This window comes from Moraxella sp. K23, from assembly GCF_041154765.1.
GTDB lineage: Bacteria > Pseudomonadota > Gammaproteobacteria > Pseudomonadales > Moraxellaceae > Faucicola > Faucicola tetraodonis.
Map to the genome: position 1 here is coordinate 213541 of NZ_AP031595.1, position 20947 is coordinate 234487.

General features: G+C 43.9%; 19 protein-coding genes and 1 pseudogene. 12 read left to right on the forward strand and 8 right to left on the reverse strand.

All coding sequences use genetic code 11. The features are described from left to right. The first annotated feature begins 3 nt into the window (after window positions 1-3). Together fabG and acpP are read left to right on the forward strand one after the other, a co-directional pair. Window positions 4-732, forward strand: coding sequence for a 3-oxoacyl-ACP reductase FabG (fabG, locus tag ACAM37_RS00945; RefSeq protein WP_219333550.1), 729 nt, complete (start codon window positions 4-6; stop codon window positions 730-732). Window positions 733-915: 183 nt separating this feature from the next. Continuing rightward, entirely contained in the window at window positions 916-1158 is a 243-nt protein-coding gene (acpP, locus tag ACAM37_RS00950) for an acyl carrier protein (RefSeq protein WP_060994515.1), read from the forward strand. A gap of 89 nt (window positions 1159-1247) precedes the next feature. Here acpP and ACAM37_RS00955 read toward each other — a convergent pair whose 3' ends face one another. After that, window positions 1248-2045 carry a cytochrome C assembly family protein gene (locus ACAM37_RS00955; protein WP_173846732.1) on the reverse strand — a complete coding sequence of 266 codons (798 nt, stop codon included), beginning with the start codon at window positions 2043-2045 and terminating at the stop codon, window positions 1248-1250. A gap of 165 nt (window positions 2046-2210) precedes the next feature. Here ACAM37_RS00955 and ffh point away from each other — a divergent pair, with 165 nt between their 5' ends. Both ffh and ACAM37_RS00965 read left to right on the forward strand, forming a co-directional pair. Further along, window positions 2211-3677, forward strand: a complete 1467-nt coding sequence (gene ffh / locus ACAM37_RS00960; protein ID WP_369626324.1) for a signal recognition particle protein — start codon at window positions 2211-2213, stop codon at window positions 3675-3677. 179 nt (window positions 3678-3856) lie between these two features. Next, complete coding sequence (locus ACAM37_RS00965) at window positions 3857-4945, forward strand: sulfate ABC transporter substrate-binding protein (protein ID WP_369626325.1); 1089 nt, start codon at window positions 3857-3859, stop codon at window positions 4943-4945. An 8-nt stretch (window positions 4946-4953) separates the two neighbouring features. Here ACAM37_RS00965 and ACAM37_RS00970 read toward each other — a convergent pair whose 3' ends face one another. The 4 genes and pseudogenes from ACAM37_RS00970 to ACAM37_RS00985 form a co-directional block, all read right to left on the reverse strand. After that, the gene (locus ACAM37_RS00970; RefSeq protein WP_138018464.1) at window positions 4954-5586 is read right to left on the reverse strand and encodes a regulatory protein RecX; all 633 of its coding nucleotides are present in this window, start codon (window positions 5584-5586) and stop codon (window positions 4954-4956) included. A 110-nt stretch (window positions 5587-5696) separates the two neighbouring features. Continuing rightward, the gene (gene recA, locus ACAM37_RS00975) at window positions 5697-6752 is read right to left on the reverse strand and encodes a recombinase RecA (RefSeq protein ID WP_138018465.1); all 1056 of its coding nucleotides are present in this window, start codon (window positions 6750-6752) and stop codon (window positions 5697-5699) included. A gap of 453 nt (window positions 6753-7205) precedes the next feature. Next, window positions 7206-8837, reverse strand: a pseudogene (locus ACAM37_RS00980) (AMP-binding protein); the annotation flags it as partial. 156 nt (window positions 8838-8993) lie between these two features. After that, window positions 8994-9824: a DegV family protein gene (locus ACAM37_RS00985; protein ID WP_309596490.1), complete on the reverse strand. Its 831-nt coding sequence runs from the start codon at window positions 9822-9824 to the stop codon at window positions 8994-8996. Between the two features lie 327 nt (window positions 9825-10151). Between ACAM37_RS00985 and ACAM37_RS00990 the strand changes: the two genes are divergently transcribed. Continuing rightward, window positions 10152-12257: an FAD-dependent oxidoreductase gene (locus ACAM37_RS00990; protein WP_369626326.1), complete on the forward strand. Its 2106-nt coding sequence runs from the start codon at window positions 10152-10154 to the stop codon at window positions 12255-12257. A gap of 67 nt (window positions 12258-12324) precedes the next feature. On the opposite strand, the gene ACAM37_RS00995 is transcribed toward ACAM37_RS00990, so the two are convergent. After that, the gene (locus ACAM37_RS00995; protein ID WP_369626327.1) at window positions 12325-13107 is read right to left on the reverse strand and encodes a YbjN domain-containing protein; all 783 of its coding nucleotides are present in this window, start codon (window positions 13105-13107) and stop codon (window positions 12325-12327) included. Between the two features lie 284 nt (window positions 13108-13391). Here ACAM37_RS00995 and ccmA point away from each other — a divergent pair, with 284 nt between their 5' ends. From ccmA to ypfJ, 7 genes are all read left to right on the forward strand, one after another. Beyond that, entirely contained in the window at window positions 13392-14054 is a 663-nt protein-coding gene (ccmA, locus tag ACAM37_RS01000; protein ID WP_369626328.1) for a heme ABC exporter ATP-binding protein CcmA, read from the forward strand. Between the two features lie 11 nt (window positions 14055-14065). Beyond that, window positions 14066-14734, forward strand: a complete 669-nt coding sequence (locus ACAM37_RS01005) for a heme exporter protein CcmB (RefSeq protein ID WP_007117161.1) — start codon at window positions 14066-14068, stop codon at window positions 14732-14734. 105 nt (window positions 14735-14839) lie between these two features. Further along, window positions 14840-15631, forward strand: a complete 792-nt coding sequence (gene ccmC, locus ACAM37_RS01010; RefSeq protein ID WP_201665614.1) for a heme ABC transporter permease CcmC — start codon at window positions 14840-14842, stop codon at window positions 15629-15631. Between the two features lie 113 nt (window positions 15632-15744). Next, window positions 15745-15951: a heme exporter protein CcmD gene (gene ccmD / locus ACAM37_RS01015; protein ID WP_076776455.1), complete on the forward strand. Its 207-nt coding sequence runs from the start codon at window positions 15745-15747 to the stop codon at window positions 15949-15951. A gap of 87 nt (window positions 15952-16038) precedes the next feature. Next, entirely contained in the window at window positions 16039-16524 is a 486-nt protein-coding gene (gene ccmE / locus ACAM37_RS01020; RefSeq protein WP_369626329.1) for a cytochrome c maturation protein CcmE, read from the forward strand. A gap of 175 nt (window positions 16525-16699) precedes the next feature. Then, window positions 16700-17158 carry a hypothetical protein gene (locus ACAM37_RS01025; protein WP_369626330.1) on the forward strand — a complete coding sequence of 153 codons (459 nt, stop codon included), beginning with the start codon at window positions 16700-16702 and terminating at the stop codon, window positions 17156-17158. A 532-nt stretch (window positions 17159-17690) separates the two neighbouring features. Next, the gene (gene ypfJ, locus ACAM37_RS01030) at window positions 17691-18575 is read left to right on the forward strand and encodes a KPN_02809 family neutral zinc metallopeptidase (protein ID WP_144918730.1); all 885 of its coding nucleotides are present in this window, start codon (window positions 17691-17693) and stop codon (window positions 18573-18575) included. A gap of 123 nt (window positions 18576-18698) precedes the next feature. On the opposite strand, the gene rho is transcribed toward ypfJ, so the two are convergent. Both rho and trxA read right to left on the reverse strand, forming a co-directional pair. Further along, complete coding sequence (rho, locus tag ACAM37_RS01035) at window positions 18699-19967, reverse strand: transcription termination factor Rho (protein ID WP_060994528.1); 1269 nt, start codon at window positions 19965-19967, stop codon at window positions 18699-18701. Between the two features lie 392 nt (window positions 19968-20359). After that, window positions 20360-20683: a thioredoxin gene (gene trxA, locus ACAM37_RS01040; RefSeq protein ID WP_036589854.1), complete on the reverse strand. Its 324-nt coding sequence runs from the start codon at window positions 20681-20683 to the stop codon at window positions 20360-20362. Window positions 20684-20947 lie beyond the last annotated feature (264 nt).

Genomic DNA, 20947 nt, shown 5'->3' on the forward strand with positions numbered 1-20947 from the left:
TATATGACTCAACGTATTGCATTAGTGACAGGCGCTAGCCGTGGAATTGGTCAAGCAATCGCCAAACGTCTAGCAAATGAAGGCTATCTTGTCATCGGCACTGCTACCAGTGAAAAAGGTGCAGCGGCAGTCAATGATTACCTACAAGAATTGGGGGGCGCAGGTCGTGTGCTCAATGTGCAAGATGCCGAGCAAATCAACCAGTTATTTGATAGCATTGAAAAAGAATTTGGCAATGTACAGGTACTAGTCAACAATGCCGGTATTACCCAAGATGGTCTGCTCATGCGGATGGATGACAATGCCTGGGAGCGCGTACTCGACGTGAATTTGACCTCGGTGTTTCGTACCAGTAAACGCGCCATGAAAGGCATGATGAAAGCGCGGCAAGGTCGCATTATTAATATCACCTCAGTAGTCGCTGCGATGGGCAATGCCGGACAAACCAACTATACGGCAAGCAAAGCAGGCATTGAAGGGTTTACCCGCTCACTGGCTCGGGAGATTGGGTCACGCCAAATCACCGTCAACTGCGTGGCACCAGGCTTTATCGACACCGACATGACCAGCGAGCTTGATGAAGCATTGATTCAATCCATGCTTAATGCCGTTCCGCTAGCCAGACTGGGCAAACCTGAAGACATCGCTGCTGCGGTAAATTTCTTGGCAAGTGAAGAAGCAGGTTATATTACTGGCACCGTGCTTGACGTCAATGGCGGCATGTACATGTAAATGGTTTAGCCTGCCAAACACCAACCCAACGGGCCTTAAAATGCAGTTTTTGAACTTAAAATACAGTTTTTGAAATAGTAACAGGTTGCATTATTTTATTTTGAAATAGGCAATGAGCATGATAATATGCTCTAATATGTAGTTTACTCGATATATCATATACCCCAATGCAAGGAGAGAAGCATGAGTAACGAAATCGAACAAAAAGTAAAAGCAGCAGTAGCTGAACAATTAGGCGTGAATGCAGAAGACATCAAAAATGAATCTTCATTCATGGATGACCTCGGTGCAGATTCACTTGACCTTGTTGAATTGGTGATGTCTTTTGAAAACGAATTTGGTATTACCATTCCTGACGAAGACAGCGCACAATTGACCACGGTGCAAAGTGCTATCAGCTACGTACAATCAAAATTGGATAACTAGTTACTAGTTACTAGTTACTTAATTTAGCAGCTTACTTATTCTTAGTTTAGCAGCAGTTTACCCCAGTTTTAGCGATAAAATTGGGGTTTTTATTTATTTAAAATCAGCTCCAACACAAACTTCGTCCCGATAAACGCCAAGCCAAGCAAAATCACACCATACAGCGTCATATTAGCCGCGCGTTGACCTCGCCAGCCAAAGCGCCAATGCCCAACCAATAGCGCCCCAAATACCAACCAAGACAATAGACTAAACACAGTCTTGTGTACCAAATGCTGCGCCAGTAAATTGGTCGTATCAATAAAGCCCAACAACAGCGAAATCGACAATAGCAGAAAACCTACAGTAATCATATCAAACAGCAACGCTTCCATGCTTTGGAGTGAAGGGAGTTTATCGACCCAGACACGGTGAAAGGTTCGACGTTTGAGTTCGCTGATTTGTAGCCGCAGCATAATCGCGGCAATCGCTGCCATAAATAGTACCGAATAGGCCGCCAAAGACATGATGATATGGGCTTGTAAGATAGGACTGATGGTTGATAACGGGTGATACGGTGCATCGCCAAAAAAACCAATCATCATGCCCAAAAATGCCAACGGCGTTGCCAAAATCCCAAGCGGCAAAATTTGGCGATAAAGACAAAATCCCCAATAAAATAACAGCATAAACAATGTCGTCAACGACACGACATTAAAAATATTAAAGTTTAGCCCCCCTTGGGTAATGATATCAGGATATAACACCACCGCATGACCCAATAACCCAATCAGCAATTGCCCAAGCACCATGCCTTTACGGATGGGCTTTTGTTGCGTAACTGCCCACATCAAATAGACGGTAGTTAAGCCATAACAGACTAACGCAAGTACAAAGATTACAAACACCCTAGCCTCATTAAAAATCATCAAATACGTGCAAAATGCGATGGTTATACTAGCATGACCCATGCAACAAATCGCGATTTTATCGGTATTATATTAGCAGTTTTAGCTAATTTAGCATAAAATAGTAAGATTATAAAATTGATAGCAATAGATTAGAGAAATTATATGTTTGAAACCTTAACCGAACGCCTGTCGACGAGTTTACGTAGTATCTTTGGTACAGGGCAGCTAACTGAAGACAACATCAAAGACACCTTGCGTGAAGTGCGTATGGCACTACTAGAAGCTGATGTCGCCTTGCCAGTGACGCGCGATTTTGTGTCACGGGTAAAAGACAAAGCCCTAGGTCAAGAAGTCCTTAAAGAACTCGCCCCGGGTCAAGCCTTTGTTAAAATCGTCTATGACGAACTGACCGAGATGATGGGCAGTGCTAACCAATCACTTGAAATGACAGGCAAACCACCCGTTGTATATTTGCTAGCGGGCTTGCAAGGAGCGGGCAAAACCACCACAGCCGGTAAACTTGCCAAATATCTGCAAGAGCGCCATAAGAAAAAAGTCATGCTAGTCTCTGCGGACGTCTATCGCCCCGCGGCAATCAAGCAGCTTGAGCAAGTCGCTGAGCAAGTCAAAGCCAGTTTTGTGCCATCGAGTGCTGACCAAAACCCGATTGATATCGCCAAACGCGCCATCGAACAAGCCAAAGTACAGTTTCAAGATATTTTGATTATCGATACCGCAGGTCGTCTGCACATCGACGAAGCCATGATGGACGAAATCAAAGCCTTAACCGCAGCCGTCACTCCGTCAGAAACCTTGTTTGTGGTTGACTCAATGACCGGTCAAGATGCGGCAAATACTGCAAAAGCCTTTAATGATGCGCTACCTTTGACTGGCGTGATTTTGACCAAGACTGACGGTGATGCGCGCGGTGGTGCGGCGTTATCGGTACGTGCCATCACTGGCAAACCGATCAAATTCTTGGGTCGTGGTGAAAAACTTGACGCGCTTGAGCCCTTCCACCCTGAGCGTGTCGCACAGCGTATCTTGGGCATGGGTGACGTGCTGTCACTGGTCGAAGAAGTCGAGCAAAAAATTGACCGCGAAAAAGCGGAAAAAATGGCGAAAAAAATCCAAAAAGGCGGCGAGTTTGACCTTGAGGATTTGCTAACCCAATTCCAGCAAATGAAAAATTTGGGCGGCATGGCGGGCTTTTTGGATAAAATGCCAGGCATGAGCGGTGCGGATGTCCAAAAAGCGGTATCAGATGCCAAACCCGAAGAAAAGGTCAAAGAAATGGAAGCGCTCATTCATTCCATGACCCCATTTGAACGTAAAAACCCTGATAAAATCAACCCAAGCCGTAAACGCCGTATCGCGGCAGGCGCGGGTAAAGACGTACAGCACGTCAATCAGCTGTTAAAGCAGCACAAGCAAATGGCAAAAATGATGAAAATGTTATCTGACCCATCGGGCATCAGCAAAATGATGAAAGCGGTACAAGGGTTGACCAAAGGTATGAGCGGTAGCGGTGGCCCATTATTTGGACAAAACAACCAATCAGGCGCGAATGCTACCACAGTCAACGGTCAAGCCAATCCAGTTGCGCCAAAATTCAAAACCCGTTTTTAAAATTTTAATCGCAGGATTGTACTTTCAAAGCCCGTATGCATTACGGGCTTTTTATTCATCTAAGGAATAATGAAAGTATTAAATATTCCAAGACAGTATAATTAAAAATCCTTACTATATTTTCAATCATTAAGCCATTGGATGTTTAGCTTGGCACTTTGAAAACTTATGAGGAAAACATGACAAACGCGACCCAAAATCACCCATTCACCACCCGTACTTACTCTAAAGGTAAAATCTTTACATTAGCCGGTATTTCAGTGATGGCAGTGGCAAGCTTAACTGCCTGCCAAAAAGCCCCGCCCAAAAACGAGAGTGCAGCCAGTGCTTCAGCATCTAACAACAATGGTGTATCTTTGCTAAACGTATCTTACGACGTGTCCCGCGAGTTGTATAAAGAATACAACCCGATTTTTACGGGGCAGCAAAAACAAGCTGTCACTATCCAGCAGTCGCATGGCGGCTCAAGCAAGCAAGCCTTGAGCGTGGCGAATGGACTTAAAGCGGATGTGGTGACCATGAACCAAACCTCAGATATAGAACTGCTGGTGAAAAAAGGCTTGGTGGATAAAAACTGGCAACAAGCGTTTCCCAATAACGCGGTACCTTATACCAGCACCATGGTACTACTAGTTCGCAAGAACAACCCCAAGCAAATCAAAGACTGGGATGACTTGGCAAAACCCGGTGTCAGTATCGTGATTGCCAATCCAAAAACCAGTGGTACAGCGCGATATGGTTTCTTAGGGGCGTATGGATATGGCTTGCACCACTTCAATAATGACGAAGCCAAAACCAAAACGCTGGTGAAGCAAATTTTGAGCAATGTGGCAGTGTATGACAGTGGTGCAAGGGCAGCGACAACAAGCTTTTTACAACGAGAAATCGGCGATGTGCTGATTACCACAGAGAATGAAGCACAAATCACCAAAAAAGAATTTGCTGATAAAAACTTACAGATTATTTATCCCAGTTATTCGGTCAAGATTAGTAACCCTGTCGCTGTGGTGAATGCCGTTACCGAGCAAAAAGGTACCACTGAATTGGCAAAAGCCTATTTAAAAGGTTTGTGGGATACGCCTGCCCAAGAGATTATGGCCAAGAATTATTTGCGCCCTGTGGATGCGGCGACTTTGGCAAAATACCAAAGCCAATTTCCTGCAATTGCCACCTTTGAGCCAAATCAAGTTTTTGGTAGCTGGGATGAGATTATGAGCAAGTTTTTTAAAGATGGCGCAATTTTTGACCAATTGGCGGTAAAAAAATAGCAGTCATCCTAGCGATTGGCTAGGGTAGTTAGGTCATACTTTAAGGCATCAAAACACACATCTGCAGCAAAGCCCCGATATTGCAAAAATCGCAGTTGACGGGCTTTTTCTTTAGGCTCTGTCGGGATGGCATCACCGTATTTTCGTACCCGTGCTGCCACTGCTTGGGCAAGCCAATCCACTTCATAGGTCTCATCTGGGTCGTCATCCGCCGTGTCTGATTCAATATCATTGAGTAATAAATCTTCAAAAAAATCATTGTGTGTCTCAATCCATGTATTAATCGCACTGACCGAACTGACGGTGGTTAAGCCGTGTTTTTTTAACGTTTGAAAAATCCGCTGGGTACCATGCTGCTTGCCGATACCTTCTTTGATCAATGCAGACGTCATACGCTCATCGCTTTGATAGCCTTCTGCTTCAAATTCGCTCAAAAGCGCTTCGATAGCCGCCGCATCACATCCTTTTGCCAATAGTTTGTCCCGCAGCTCTTTTTTAGATTGCTCACGCCGCCCAAGATAATAAAACGCCAGCCAACGCATGTAGCTCTCGGCTTTAAGCTTGTCATGGTAAGCTTGGCGTTGTTCATCAGTCATTAACTGATTTTCGATAGTTTCTAACAAGGATTTAGGATCTGGCATAGCGGTTTTAAGGGTGATTAAAAAAAAGGTTAAACATCGGCTGGCGAACAAGTTGAGCAGTATAAAAACAAAAACCCCAGTAAAAACTAGGGTTTTGGTTAGCTAAGCAATTATTGCATACCTTCGATAAACTCAGGGGGTTCAACGTCATGCGCTTCTTCTGGAACAGGTTCGACATTACCAAGCTTAGCAGCGCGCACTTTGGCTTCAATCTCTTGGGCGATTTGGGGATTTTCTTCCAAGAATCTAATGGCGTTGGCTTTACCTTGACCAATTTTACTGTCATTGTAGCTGTACCAAGCGCCCGATTTTTTGACCGCATCAATATCGACACCCAAGTCAACCACTTCACCTAGATGATTGGTACCTGTCCCATACATGATGTCAAATTCTGCTTGGCGAAACGGCGGCGCCAGTTTATTTTTGATTACCTTAACGCGGGTCTCAGAACCGATGATGTTTTCACCGTCTTTAACCGCACCAATACGACGAATATCCAAGCGCACCGACGCATAGAATTTAAGGGCGTTACCACCGGTTGTGGTTTCTGGCGAGCCAAACATGACACCGATTTTCATACGAATTTGGTTAATGAATACCACCATACAGTTAGAGCGTTTGGCGTTACCGGTGATTTTTCGTAACGCTTGGCTCATCAAGCGCGCTTGCAGACCCATATGGCTGTCGCCCATCTCGCCTTCAATTTCCGCGCGTGGGGTAAGGGCAGCGACCGAGTCAACAACAATCATATCCACCGCACCTGAGCGCACTAGCATATCGGTGATTTCAAGCGCTTGTTCACCGTTGTCAGGCTGCGTGACAAGTAAAGCGTCGACATCAACGCCCAATTTTTTGGCATAAATAGGGTCTAGCGCATGTTCAGCATCGATAAAAGCACAGGTACCGCCCTGCTTTTGACATTGGGCGATTGCTTGCAAGGTTAAAGTGGTTTTACCCGAACTTTCAGGACCATAAATTTCTACGATACGACCCTTTGGCAAACCGCCAATGCCCAGTGCAATATCCAAACCCAATGAGCCTGTGGAGACTACATCCACGTTGATTTTTGCTGACTCATCACCCAGGCGCATGATGGTATTTTTACCGAATTGTTTTTCAATTTGTGATAAAGCGGCAGTTAAAGCTTTGGCTTTATTGTCGTCCATAAGGACTCCTTGTCATAAAAAAGGTTAATAAAAACGGGAAAAATTTAAAGGTAGTGATAAGTTAAAAAAGAAGTGAATTGATAAAGCTATAATAACAAAATATACGAAAAATTATAGGGCTAAATCACTGATATACGACATATATTGTCGCTTATTATTGTTAATAATTAATTAAAAATGACATGAGAAAATCTCTATATAAATGGGTGTTTTTTGGGTGTTTTCAAGCTATAAGTTGCAACAAAAATCCCGACTAGTAGAGTGAGGATATGCAATGTGAGTCGCCAATATTGAGCCTTAGTGTGCCTCATCTTCTGGTGAGTCATTGGGTGGGGTTTGGGTGTTGCTAGGTATGGCAGAGCTAGGCATAGCAGTAGCAGTGCTCGGATTTGAGTCGGCTGTCGCTGCCAAATAGCTTTGCGGATGATGGTGAGTGATTTTTGCTTCTTCATGCGCCAGTGAGCGCGCCGCTTGACGTAGCTCAAATTTTTGCACTTTACCTGTCGAGGTTTTTGGGATTTGCGCAAAAATAATATGTTTGGGCACTTGGAAACCTGCCAAATATTTACGGCAATGGGCAATGATATCTTCCCGATCTAGCGTCGAGCCTTCGCGGATTTCGATAAAGGCTACCGGTACTTCACCCCATTTGTCATGGGGAGCAGCAACCACCCCACAGCTTTCCACTTCGGGCATACGATACAGCACGTTTTCTACTTCGATAGTTGAAATATTCTCACCGCCCGAGATGATGATGTCTTTGAGCCGATCCATAATTTTGATGTAACCATCCGGGTATTTGACGCCCAAGTCACCGGTCTTAAACCAGCCACCGTTAAAGGCTTCTGCGGTGGCTTTGCGGTTTTTTAGATAGCCTTTCATCACCATATTACCGCGGATAGCAAGCTCACCAATTTCGCTACCATCGGCTGCAACAGGGGTAGTGGTGCCTTGTTTGAATACATCAAACCCCGCTAGCAAATGTGAGTTCATGCCTTGGCGGGATTTTTTTTGCGCGCGTTCACTGACAGTCAAATCGTCCCATTCTGGGCGCTCAACACACAGGGTGACGGGACCATATACTTCTGTCAAACCGTATACATGCGTGATTTTAAAGCCCATTTCTTCCATTTTGGCGAGCAAAGACTCAGGCGGTGGTGCACCTGCGACATTACAGCGTACTTCATGTTTGATGGCTTTTTTCAGCGCTTCATTACCATTGGCAATCATGTTGTGCACGATAGGCGCTGCGCTATAGTGGGTGACCTTTTCATCGGCAATCAACCGTAAAATCAAATCAGCATCAATTTTGCGCAAGCAGACATTGGTACCCGCGCGCTCGCCAATGCTCCAAGGAAAGCTCCAGCCATTACAGTGAAACAAGGGTAGCGTCCATAAATACACAGGGTGCTTTGGCATATCCCAATCTAAAATATTAGAGACAGCATTTAAGGTCGCACCACGATGGTGATACACCACGCCTTTTGGGATGCCTGTGGTACCTGAGGTGTAGTTGAGCGCGATGGCATCCCATTCATCAGTTGGTTTTTCCCAGTTGTCTAAGTCGGTTCCTGAGGCAATCAATTCTTCATACGTCATATTGCCAAACTGTTCAGTGGGCGTGACGGCAGGGTCGGTGGCATGAATGATAATTAAATTAGGAAATGACTCTTGAACCAGCGCAATATGCTGTTCAAACTCAGTATCGACAATCAATACTTTCGCTTCACTGTGCTGTAGGCAAAACACCAAGGCATTGATGTCCAAACGGGTATTTAAGGTACATAGCACACCACCAGACATCGGTACGCCAAATGCGACTTCAACCATGGGTGGGGTATTGGGCAGTAGCACTGCAACAGTATCGTCTTTATCGATGCCCAGTTTTTTTAGGGCATCCGACATTTTGCGGCAGCGATTATAGGTTTCGCCCCAACTTTGCCGTAGGTCATTGTGCTCATAATCTTTATACACAATCGCCGTTTGATCGGGATAGATGCTAGCAGTACGCTCAATAAAATCAATGGGCGTAAGCGGGGTATAGTTGGCAGGATTTTTTTCCAGCCCTGTATGGAAGTTTGGCATAACGACATCCCTGTAGTTAATAAATAAACGCCTTTATCATAACAAGGATTTTGACCAAATCCTATATATCAGTGTGCTTTTTCATAAATATAAAAAAATGACCAAAATAGATAAGCCTTGACTGTGTTTTACAAGCTAGCACAACACAGTCAGGGTTTAGTCTTCGACAAATACGCAGCCAAGTGTGAATACACCGATATTTGCTATAGAGACACTGGCGGCAGGAAGAACTTCGGTTTTAGCATAACCGCGTAACGATAAATAGTTGAGTAGGGACTTGGTATGAGGGTTTAAATTGCCGCTAAGCACATACATTTTACCTTTTTTGCCATTGGCGGCGGTGATGATAGCATCGGCGAGTCGCTCAATACATTTTTCAAAACTACGCACCTTTTCAAAGGCGACTATTTGACCTGAGTATTCGACTTTTACAATCGGTTTAATACCGAATAAATTGGCAAAAAAGCCGACTGGGGCTGAAATACGCTTGGTACGAATCATGCCTTTAAGGTTATCAACTGCCAAATAGATATGGATTTTATCGCGCAGGCGGTTGATTTCGGTGATGATTTGAGGGATTTCTGTGCCTTGTTTGAGTAAGCGTGAGGCTTCTTGTACAAGAATCGCTTCGCCATGTGAAATCGTGCGTGAATCATAGATATAAATTTTCATGCGATGACTAAACATGGAGCTGATATTGAGCAAGTTTTTGTAGGTCTGGCTTAAAGAAGAGGACAAACAGATGAATAAAACTTCTTGCACGTCTTCTTTGATGAGCTGATAAAAGAATTCAATGAGCTGATTTTCAGTGGGGGCAGAGGTACTGATGTCGATATTGGGGGTATCGAGTAGAATACGCGATAAACTGTCTAAGCTTAGGTTTTGTCCATCTAGATAATTGGCACCGCCCATATGGATATTCATTGGCAACATTTTGACATTTTCTGGAATGCCAAGGTCGTCAAGACAAGACGTAGACGTGCTCACAATCATTTTCTTCACAGTAATTTCCCTTCGGTTGTACTTTTATCCTAGCTTGATATTAGCATTATCACAAAAATAAGCATGACTTTTTTGTAGACTCATGCGGACAAAATTTGCCTTATGCTTTCAAAGATGACTATTTATAATAGGTTGACCTATTTTTGGTTTGATGTATGCTTAAGGTATATTGATATAGCTACATTGCGTGACCACATTGACGAATTCCCACATTAACGAATTGATTATGAAAACGAGCTCATTGACAAAGTGACAAGATTAATTCCTTAATGTGACCAAATAGTGAAAGGAAATTACTGCCAAGGATTATTTATGCCAAATAACAGCCAGATATCCACTCATAACACCCATTATCCGCATATTTTTGAACCCCTGGATTTAGGATTCACCACGTTAAAAAATCGTATTGTGATGGGCTCGATGCACACAGGGCTTGAAGATAGGTTTTTTAACTATCCAAAGCTAGCCGCTTATTTTGCCGAGCGCGCCAAAGGGGGTGTTGGCATGATGATTACGGGCGGTATCTCGCCCAATCGTGAAGGTTGGTTGGTGCCGGCAGGTGGGACGCTCAATCACAAAGGCGATGTGATAAACCATCGTAAAGTCACCAAAGCTGTGCACCAATATGACTGCAAAATCATCTTGCAAATTCTGCACAGCGGTCGCTATGGTTATCATCCATTGGCGGTATCAGCCAGTCCCATCAAGTCGCCTATTTCACCCTTCAAACCCCGTCAAATGAGTGAAAAAAATATTTTGGCGACTATCAAAGACTATGCCAAAACTGCCAAACTTGCAAAAATGGCGGGCTATGATGGTGTCGAAATCATGGGCTCAGAAGGCTATTTGCTCAATCAGTTCTTAAGCAATCACGTCAATCAGCGTACCGACCAATGGGGTGGTAGTCTAGAAAACCGTATGCGTTTTGCGCTCGAAGTCATCAAAGCGATACGTGCGGCGGTGGGGGAAGCGTTTATTATCACCTTCCGTTTGTCGATGATTGACTTGGTGCCCGATGGCAACACCATGCATGAAGTCATTACCATCGCCAAAGCCATCGAAAAAGCTGGCGTGACTATAATAAATACGGGCATTGGCTGGCATGAGGCGCGTGTTCCCACTATCGTCACGTCAGTGCCACGCGCAGCGTTTGCTGATGTGATTGCTGAAGTCAAACGCCACGTGACTATCCCTGTGATTGCTGCCAACCGTGTCAATATGCCAGAGACTGCCGAGCAGCTGCTAGCAGATAACCAAGCTGACTTGGTACAAATGGCGCGTCCGTTCTTGGCAGACCCAGATTGGGTAACAAAAGCCAGCCTTGGGCAGACCCATCTGATTAATACTTGTATCGGCTGTAACCAAGCGTGTTTAGATCATACATTTGACAATAAACGCTCAACCTGTCTAGTCAACCCCCAAGCCTGTTATGAAACCGAACTGGTCTATAAACCTGCCAAAAAAGCCAAAAAAATTGCCGTAGTGGGCGCGGGCATGGCAGGCTTATCAGCGGCGACGGTCGCCGCCAAACGCGGTCATCAGGTCACCTTGTTTGAAGCACAGGATAAAATCGGCGGACAGTTTAACTATGCTAAAGTGATTCCAGGTAAAGAAGAGTTCTTTGAAACCATCCGCTATTTTACCAATTTGGTGGACAGTTTAGACATTGAGCTCAAACTGAATCATAAAGTAAGCAAAGAGGAACTAGAGTCAGGTCAGTTTGATGATGTGATTATTGCGACAGGCGTTGTGCCACGGGCGCTTGACTTTGAAGGGGTAGAGTTACCACAAGTGATGAGCTATGCCGAATTGCTATCGGGTCAAAAAGTTGCAGGTAAGCGAGTCGCTGTGATAGGCGCAGGCGGTATTGGTTTCGATGTTAGCGAATATTTGACCTCTACCCATGTTAAACCGTTTGAAAAAGATGCCCAAGGTAACGTAATTTATCAACCCCATCCGCAAAGCGTAATCTCATGGAAACGTGAGTGGGGCGTAGACACCAACCCACACTATGACAGCGAAGGTGGACTGGTAAAACCAGAGCCCATTACCCCGACCCGTGAAGTGTATTTGATGCAGCGTAAAAAAGGTCGCTTGGGGGCAGGTCTCAATAAAACCTCAGGCTGGGTGCACCGTGCTCATATCAATAAGCATGGCGTCAAACAGGTGAGCGGCATTGGCTATGAGAAAATTACCAATGAAGGCATTTGGATTACCAACCCAGACGGTCATAGTCAATTATTGCGCGTTGATAGTATCGTTATCTGCGCGGGGCAAGAATCGGTCAATGACTTAATGCCTGCCGTGGGTGATGACTTGACAGCCCAATATCACTTGATTGGTGGGGCAAAATTGGCAGGCGAATTGGACGCCAAACGTGCTATTCGTGAAGGCGCGGAAGTCGCTGCCATGTTGTAGCAGCTTTTACTATGTCATAAAAAAGGCGATGAATGAATGTCATCGCCTTTTTTATGTTGGCCGCTGCTTATTGAATGGCATCAGATGCTAAGAAAAAATTGCGGGCTTGCTGAGAGTCAATCAGCTTGTCTACCGCACCTTGCAAATCATGCGTAGTATGGGGCTGCTCAATCATCTCGCGAATGGTGTCATACAGCCGTGAAAACAACGAGAAATTACTCTGTAGCAAATAACTCATAATTAGCTCGCTCACCCCCGTCACTTCCAAATCAAGCGACGTCTTAAAGCGCAGCTCGCCATCCATCACATCCATTTCCAAATTGCCAATCATTAAATCATAATTCAGATAAGCCAGCATGGCGAGCATCTCTGGGCGGTTGGCTTCAGCAATCGCAGTAGGATAAACACTGTACACCGCAATTAATTGCTGCTCACTAAAAAAACGAATCATACAACCCCAATGCCGCTCTTTATCCGACACTTGCATCGTATAGTGATGAATACTTTGCTCATCTTGCTCGCTGGCAGGGTGATACATAAATTGATAACCCATACTGGCTAAGATGTGCTCTATTTCATCGGGGGTAATCGGTTGTAGCGCTAATTCGTCATCTGCATCAAGCGACTCACTGGCTAAAAACGGTTCATCTTGTGAATGGCTATGTTCATCGAACGCCGCATTGACCGGGTTTTTAGCAAAAGGCTGATAGCCAGTAGCATCGCTATGCTCACCTGTCTCAGCACACTGACCAGAGTCAGTTGTTTTATCGATTACAGGGAGTGATGCTGATTTTTCAGCAGTAAAGAACAGTTTTAGGCGTTGCCATAAACGCTTCGGATTTTTGGTCATTGATTTCACTTACCCAAGAAAAAATAGCTAAAAATAGAAAGAAAAACGAAAAGCAGAACAGTTAAAAAACAAAAAAGTTAACAAACGGGTTGGCAAAACTTTGACGCTATCACCAAGCTTTATATGGATACTTTATATTGATAATAGCAAAGACCTATCGCAAGTTAGTATATAATAAGCTTTCTACACAACTTTAGCCAATTATCTATACAATGGGTATGAGGCTGTGATTTATCAATTTAATCTGTTATCTATTTAATGACTTGCAAATTTTAACCAATGCTATGCCAAATCCAATGCCCACTACTATGCCTATCTCGGCGACCAGTTCGCTGCTAAACTGTCACAATGTCACTATACAACGTGGCGAATTTCCGCTGTGTGAAGCGGTGAATTTGGTGCTAAACCGTGGCGATATTTGTCATTTGGTGGGTGAAAATGGCACCGGCAAAACCACATTTTTGATGCAGCTTGCAGGGTTGATTCCTGTTTTGACCGGTGATATCAGCTGGCAGGGCAAGGCAGGACTACCTGTGCAGCCATTTTATGTGGCGCACCAATTGGGTATTCATTTGCAACTCACCGTTGAGCAAAATTTGCGATTTTTGTTAGCCTTGTATGGCATCAAACCAAGCGCAGAGGAACTTGAGCAAGCACTCGATTGGGTTGGGCTAGCAGGTTATGAGAAAATCAACTGCTATCAACTCTCGGCAGGGCAGACGCGCCGCGTGGGTTTGGCACGCTTGCTGTTTGCGCTGGAGTATGTAGCGCAATTTCCTTGCTGGCTACTTGATGAGCCGCTGACCGCGCTTGATGTCAATATGATTGCCAAAATTGAACACTTGATGCAGACATTCGTTCAGCGCGGCGGGGCAGTGCTCATGACCAGTCACCAAACTGTCGCCGTCGCCAACAAGCAATTAGATTTAACCTTGTATATGGTTTAGGGGCAACTGCAATGATTGATTTTTCTGCTCTGTGGCAACGCGAATGGCAAATCAAGCAGCAAAACAAAGTGCAGTGGTTATATCCACTGGTGTTGTTTTTAATTATCATCACCTTATTTCCACTGGCGATGGGGACGGAGCCAAAATTATTGCAGCAACTGGGCGTGCCTGCGGTATGGATTGCAGCGTTATTGTCGCTGATCATGGGTATGGAAAACTTATTTCGCCCAGCACTCGATAACGGCACACTGGCGCAATTGGTTGTCGCTCGTGCCTCGATTCCCACTTGGGTACTAGTACGGCTCATCGTGCATTGGCTGACCAGTGCAGGCATGGTGTGTCTGCTCGCATTTTTGGCGATGCCGCTTTTTGGTTTGACCAGCCAAGCAGCCATTGCCCTGAGTGCTTCTATTTTGGTGGGCAGTCCGATTTTGCTATGCTTATCAGCGATTGCCAGTAGCTTGACATTATCACTAAAAAACGGCGCGGTGTTAGTGCCATTGATTTCGTTACCGATGCAGCTCCCTGTACTGATTTTTGCCACGGGGGCAGTGGGGCAATTTGCCATGGGGCTTAACGGTTATCCGATTTTAGCCCTATTACTGGCAGGCAGTATTTTGGCAGTCATCGTCACGCCTTTTGTGATTGCATTTTCATTAAAACTGGCTTGGTTAAGCTGATGATTTTTAGATGAAAAAATCCCCAAATACCAGTAAAATAAGCGAACAAATATCTTATTGTTGATGGCTTACATTCATTTTAGAAAAAAAAGCAAGGCGCATTCCATGGCAGAAATTACCCCAAACGTTGGCAAAACTGGCTTTTTTTCTCGCCTTTGGCAAGGATTTCTTAAAACTGTTGGCACCAAAGAGTTTTATCGTATTTTTGCACCTTGGGTGAAATACTTAGCTGTCATTGCTGCGCTGCTATTAGCGGTGGGTGCCGTTTGGGGATTAGCGTTTGCGCCACCCGACTATTTGCAAGGCAATAGCTATCGCATTATCTTTATCCATGTTCCCACTGCCAGTCTAGCCATGTCAATTTACTTAGGTATGGCAATTTTGGGGGTGATTTTTTTGGTGTGGAAAATTAAAACCGCCAATTTGGTTGCCCAAGCGATTGCGCCGATTGGCTTTATGCTTTGTGTGTTAAGTCTACTCACAGGCTCGATTTGGGCAAAACCTACCTGGGGCACATACTGGGTATGGGATGCGCGTCTGACTTCTATGCTGATTTTGGCGTTTTTATACGCAGGCGTGATGGCACTATTTGCCGCATTTGAGCATACTGCCAGTCGTGGTAAAGCGGCGGCGATTTTATCGATTGTCGGTGCAGTTAATTTGCCGATTATCAAATATTCTGTCAACTGGTGGAACACCCTACACCAAGGCTCGACATTTACCGTAACTGAGCGTCCAAAAATGCCGCCTGATATGTATATGCCGTTGTTGCTGATGATGTTAGGCAGTTATTTTTTGGTGGCTGCGCTGACCATCTATCGTACCAACACCTTGATTTTGCAACGCGAAAGTAGCAAGCAGTGGGTGATTGATGAATGCAAACGGCTATATCGTTAAAGTATTATTGCTAAGCTTATCCTAGCTAAAGTTGTCGCCATTTAACTAGCGATAGCTTTAATTCTATGGCATCAATCCATTCTCTAAACCTAAATCCAAATCTGAGGTCACCAATGAGCCCGTATTTTCATAATGTTGCCGAGTTTATCGCCATGGATGGGCATGGTAGCTATGTGTGGTCAACTTGGCTACTGACCTTACTAGGCATTGTCGCGCTTGTCTTTTTTAGTCGTAGTCAGCGTAAAGCGACCTACCGAGATATCACTACCCAGCAGGCGCGCCAGCAACAGCGTCATCAGCGTACCGCTAAGGGCAGGTGATAATAGTATCTATCGGCCTAATCGGTGTTATAATAGACAAGTAGCCCCATAGGGTTTGGTTCATCAAAAGTGAGATGAAAAAAAGCGATGAATAAAGTTCGACAAAAAAAATTAATGTGGGTGATGGCAACCTTATTTGGCGCAATCATTGCTGTCGTCCTTGTGATTTATGCGGTAGGACAACAAACCGACTATTATTTTGACCCCACAACCATTAGTCAAGGCAAGGCACCTGAAGATACCCGTATCCGAGCAGGGGGCATGGTCGTGCGTGGTAGTGTCGAGCGAGATAGTACAGACCCGCTCAATGTCAAATTTAAAATCACCGATTTTAAATCCACCGTACCGGTATCTTATAAAGGCATCTTGCCAGATTTATTCGCCGAAGGTTCGGGCGTGGTAGCCACAGGTTCGCTTGAAGGTAGTACCTTTGTAGCAAGCGAAGTATTAGCAAAGCATGATGAGAATTATATGCCGCCAGAAGTAGCAAAATCACTAAAAACGCAGCATCAAGCCAATGGCACGGATGTCAACCAAGCGCAGTTTATGCCGGCTACCCCTGTTAAACAATAAAGTCACTTAGCTAAAAAGTCACTTAGCTAAAAAGTCCCTTAGCTAAAAAATTAATTAGCTAAAAAATTAATTAGCTAAAAAATCAGCTGGCTAACAAAGCCAGGTAGCTGAAAAAGTGGGCAATTGACCCACTCTTTTAGTGTCTAGATGATGTTAAAAAATAATGTGAAAAATTTTGTGCCATACAAAATCTCTAACCATAAAAAAAGGAAACCGCTCGGGTTTCCTTTTTGTTCAGTTTAAAAAAACTGATTATTTTGCAGCAGATGCAGAAGCGTCAGCAACAGTTGCAGCAGCAGAAGCGGCAGCAACTTGGTTGGCAGCGTCAGCAACAGCAGAAGCTGGTGCAGCAGCAGATGCAGTGTCTACAACAACAGTAGAAGCGTTAACAGTTGCAGCAGATGCAGTTACTGCAGGTGCAGAAGCTTCAACAGTGGTAGTAGTAGTTGTTGATGAAGCAACAGTAGTTGAGGCAGTGGTAGAGGCAGCAGCTGGTGCAGCTTCTTCTTTTTTGCTACATGCAGTCATAGCTAAAGATGCAGCAACTAAACTTGATACAGCGATTAATTTAACGTTCATTACGTGTTCTCCTAAAGAAAATAACCCCGTATTCACTCGACGATACTCTAAATAAAGAGTTTATTTAGAATTAAAGACACACGGGACATGAAACTGGCAATATTGTAGCGGAAACTTAGTCAAGATAGAATAACTTTCGCATAAAAAAATATAATAAATCTGATAAAAGGTTGTAACAAAATAACACCGCAATCACAAATACAACTTTTTAGACTCATTAATATCGTACGAAAAAGATATCTTTTTTAGCTTTTCGCGGAAAATGACGTATTATACGCATAAAAATATGGCAAAGATATCTTTATTTTTGTAAATTTACAAAATTTTCCTATTTGTAGAAGTTGATTAAAAAATATCGAAAAAATAATTTTTTATAGCGATAAATGGTTAGTTTTAATTAGGTTTGGCAGATTCTAGATAGGTAATCATAAGTTACATTAGTGGTATATTGTTAGGGTTTATTGTCAAAAATCTGTATAAAACTACGATTTCACACAGTAATTTTTAGGCAAAATGCTACAATGCCAAAATAAGCAAACTATATGAGCATATTATAAAAGCAAGACAATATTTAAGGAGGTATTGGTATGAAGTGGGAAGATCGTGGCGGTAGTTCAAATGTACTGGTCAGCGGCGGTAAAGCTGTGGGCGGCGGTATCGGTAGTATTATCATTGGGTTGATTTTGTGGCTGGTGTTTGGTATGAACCCTATGACTGCCATGCAAACAGGTTCTGCAATCACAGGTGGAAATAGTAGTGGTCAACAAACCCTTGACCAGCAAACGGCTGACCGCGACCAAAAATTCGCCTCAGTGGTGTTAAAAGACACAGAAGAAGTGTGGGGTCAAATTTTTAGTGAAAACAATATGCAATACCAACAGCCTAAATTAGTATTATTTAATGGTATGGTACGCTCGGGTTGTGGTAACGCTTCTTCAGCGACAGGGCCTTTCTATTGTCCTGCTGACCAACGCGTCTATCTTGATACCAGTTTTTTCCAAGAAATGCGCCAAAAATTGGGTATCACAGGTGACCAAAATGGCTCAGGTGATGCGCAAAACCAAGGTAAAGCAGGTGACTTTGCACAGGCTTATGTGATTGCTCACGAGGTGGGTCATCATGTGCAAAATCAATTGGGTATTAGCCAAAAAGTGGATGAAGCCAGTCGCCGTGCCACTGAAGCACAAGCCAACAACTTATCAGTGCGTCAAGAGCTACAAGCGGACTGTTTCGCCGGTGTTTGGGCAAACCGTAACCAACAACGTGTTCAATTCTTAGAGCAAGGCGATATTGAAGAAGCGATTAATGCGGCGCAGCAAATCGGTGATGACCGTTTAGCCCAAGCCAGTGGTCGTGCCGCTGTCCCTGATAGCTTTACCCATGGTACCAGTCAACAACGTATGACGTGGTTTTCACGCGGTCTAAAATCGGGTGATATCAACCAATGCGATACTTTTAGTGGTGCAATTTAAGTAACGGTGCGATTTAAGCTCAAAGGACGCCAATGAAAAAGATGCCAACAAAAAGCTCAACACCAGGTTGAGCTTTTTTATTTTTATAAGTCAGCTAATTAACAGGATTAAGCGATAACACGATTAAGATTTATCTTTACGCGTCATTTGCTCAAAGAATTCATCATTGGTTTTTGAGTCTTTAAGTTTTTCTAGCAAAAATTCGGTAGCTTGTAGTTCATCCATTGGGTGTAGCAGTTTGCGCAGAATCCATACTTTGCGTAACATCGCTTCATCCATCAAACGCTCTTCACGGCGAGTGCCCGATTTTTTGATATTGATGGCAGGGAATACCCGTTTTTCGGCAATGTCTCGCTCAAGGGTAATTTCTTGGTTACCTGTCCCCTTAAACTCCTCATAAATCACCTTATCCATGGTACTGCCTGTGTCAATCAAAGCGGTTGAAATAATGGTCAAGCTACCGCCTTCTTCGACATTACGCGCGGCACCAAAAAAGCGTTTTGGGCGTTCTAAGGCATTGGCATCCACCCCACCAGTCAATACTTTACCCGATGAAGGCAATACAGTATTGTAAGCGCGGGCAAGGCGTGTGATGGAGTCAAGTAAAATCACCACGTCTTGTTTGTGCTCAACCAAGCGTTTGGCTTTTTCAATCACCATTTCGGCGACTTGTACATGACGGGTTGGCGGCTCATCAAAGGTCGATGCGACCACTTCACCACGCACCGTACGCTGCATCTCGGTCACTTCTTCAGGACGCTCGTCAATGAGCAGCACGATGAGATAACATTCTGGGTTGTTTTTGGTGATGGATTGCGCGATAGATTGTAGCAGTACAGTTTTACCCGCTTTTGGTGGGGCGACAATAATTGAGCGTTGACCTTTACCAATCGGGGCAATCAAGTCAATGATACGGCCGGTTAAGTCTTCTGTGGTACCGTTACCCAGTTCTAAGCGAAGCTGCTGGGTGGGGAAAAGTGGGGTTAAATTTTCAAAAATCAGTTTGTGGCGAGAGCGGTCTGGGGTGTCGAAGTTGATTTCGTTAACTTTTAATAGGGCAAAATAACGCTCAGAATCCTTGGGTGGGCGAATCGTCCCTGCGATTGAGTCACCCGTCTTGAGATTGAAACGGCGAATTTGGCTCGGACTCACATAGATATCATCGGGACCTGCTAGATAAGAGCCTTCCGACGATCGTAAAAAACCAAAGCCATCGGGCAAAATCTCAAGCACGCCATCCCCATAGATAGCTTCACCGTTTCGGGCGTGGGTTTTTAAAATAGCAAAAATGATATCTTGTTTGCGACTACGGGCCATGTTTTCTAGACCCATTTGCTCGCTAATCAACAACAATTCAGCAATCGATTTTTTCTTGAGTTCAGTCAAATTCATAGGTAAATCATCAATAACTAATTTTGAACCACCTCAAAACGTGAGTCGAGCAAAGGCGCTGCATCGTTTTAAGACAGTAGGGGTGAAGAGAATATAAAGAGAAAAAAATAGAAACGTTTGAAATGATTAACTAAGCGTTGCACACAGACAATACCGAATACTGGTAAATGCCTGCTAACGTGACGTTAAGCATATCGATAAGATAGTTATTTTGTGAAACACACTATACGACTTGACATATTCGTTTGTCAATGTATCGACATAAAAAACCGCGATTTTTTTACTCACAAGTATCAAAATCGCGGCGAATCTCATTGGTAACTATCAAAAAAGACACCGTTACCAATATAAAAATTCAATTTAACCTACGCTAGTGATTCTTACCCTAGCGATTATAGGTGTTTATTGATAAGGGCAGTCAATTGGGCTTTTGGTTGCATACCCATAGTGGCATCCACTTTTTCACCGTTTTTAAACATAAATAAGGTAGGGATGCTACGGATACCATATTGTGCAGCTAAGTTTGGATTTTGGTCAACGTCGATTTTCACGATTCGCGCTTTACCCTCATATTCTGAAGAAAGCTCGTCTAATACAGGGGCGATGGCTTTACATGGACCACACCAAGTTGCCCAAAAATCGACCAATACTGGGGTATCTGATTGTAGTACTGCTTTTTCAAAAGTACCTTCATCGGCATGAATAACTGAAGACATAGTAACTCCTACGTGTTGATGTTGTTAACTGTTAGGTTTTGGATTACGGTTAAGTAATGACCCAAACCCTTGTTTTTGCCCAGTGCTTGTTTTTGCCTAATAAAAAAATCTTAATATTGGATACAATCAAACAGTGATAGAAACAATGATAGGATAATGAAATCTATTAAACAGACACCCAACGGCAAATTACTTTATTGTAATTATCATGATAGGGTAATCTTAGCATATCACAACCCCAAAACAGGGTATGGCTATGGTTAA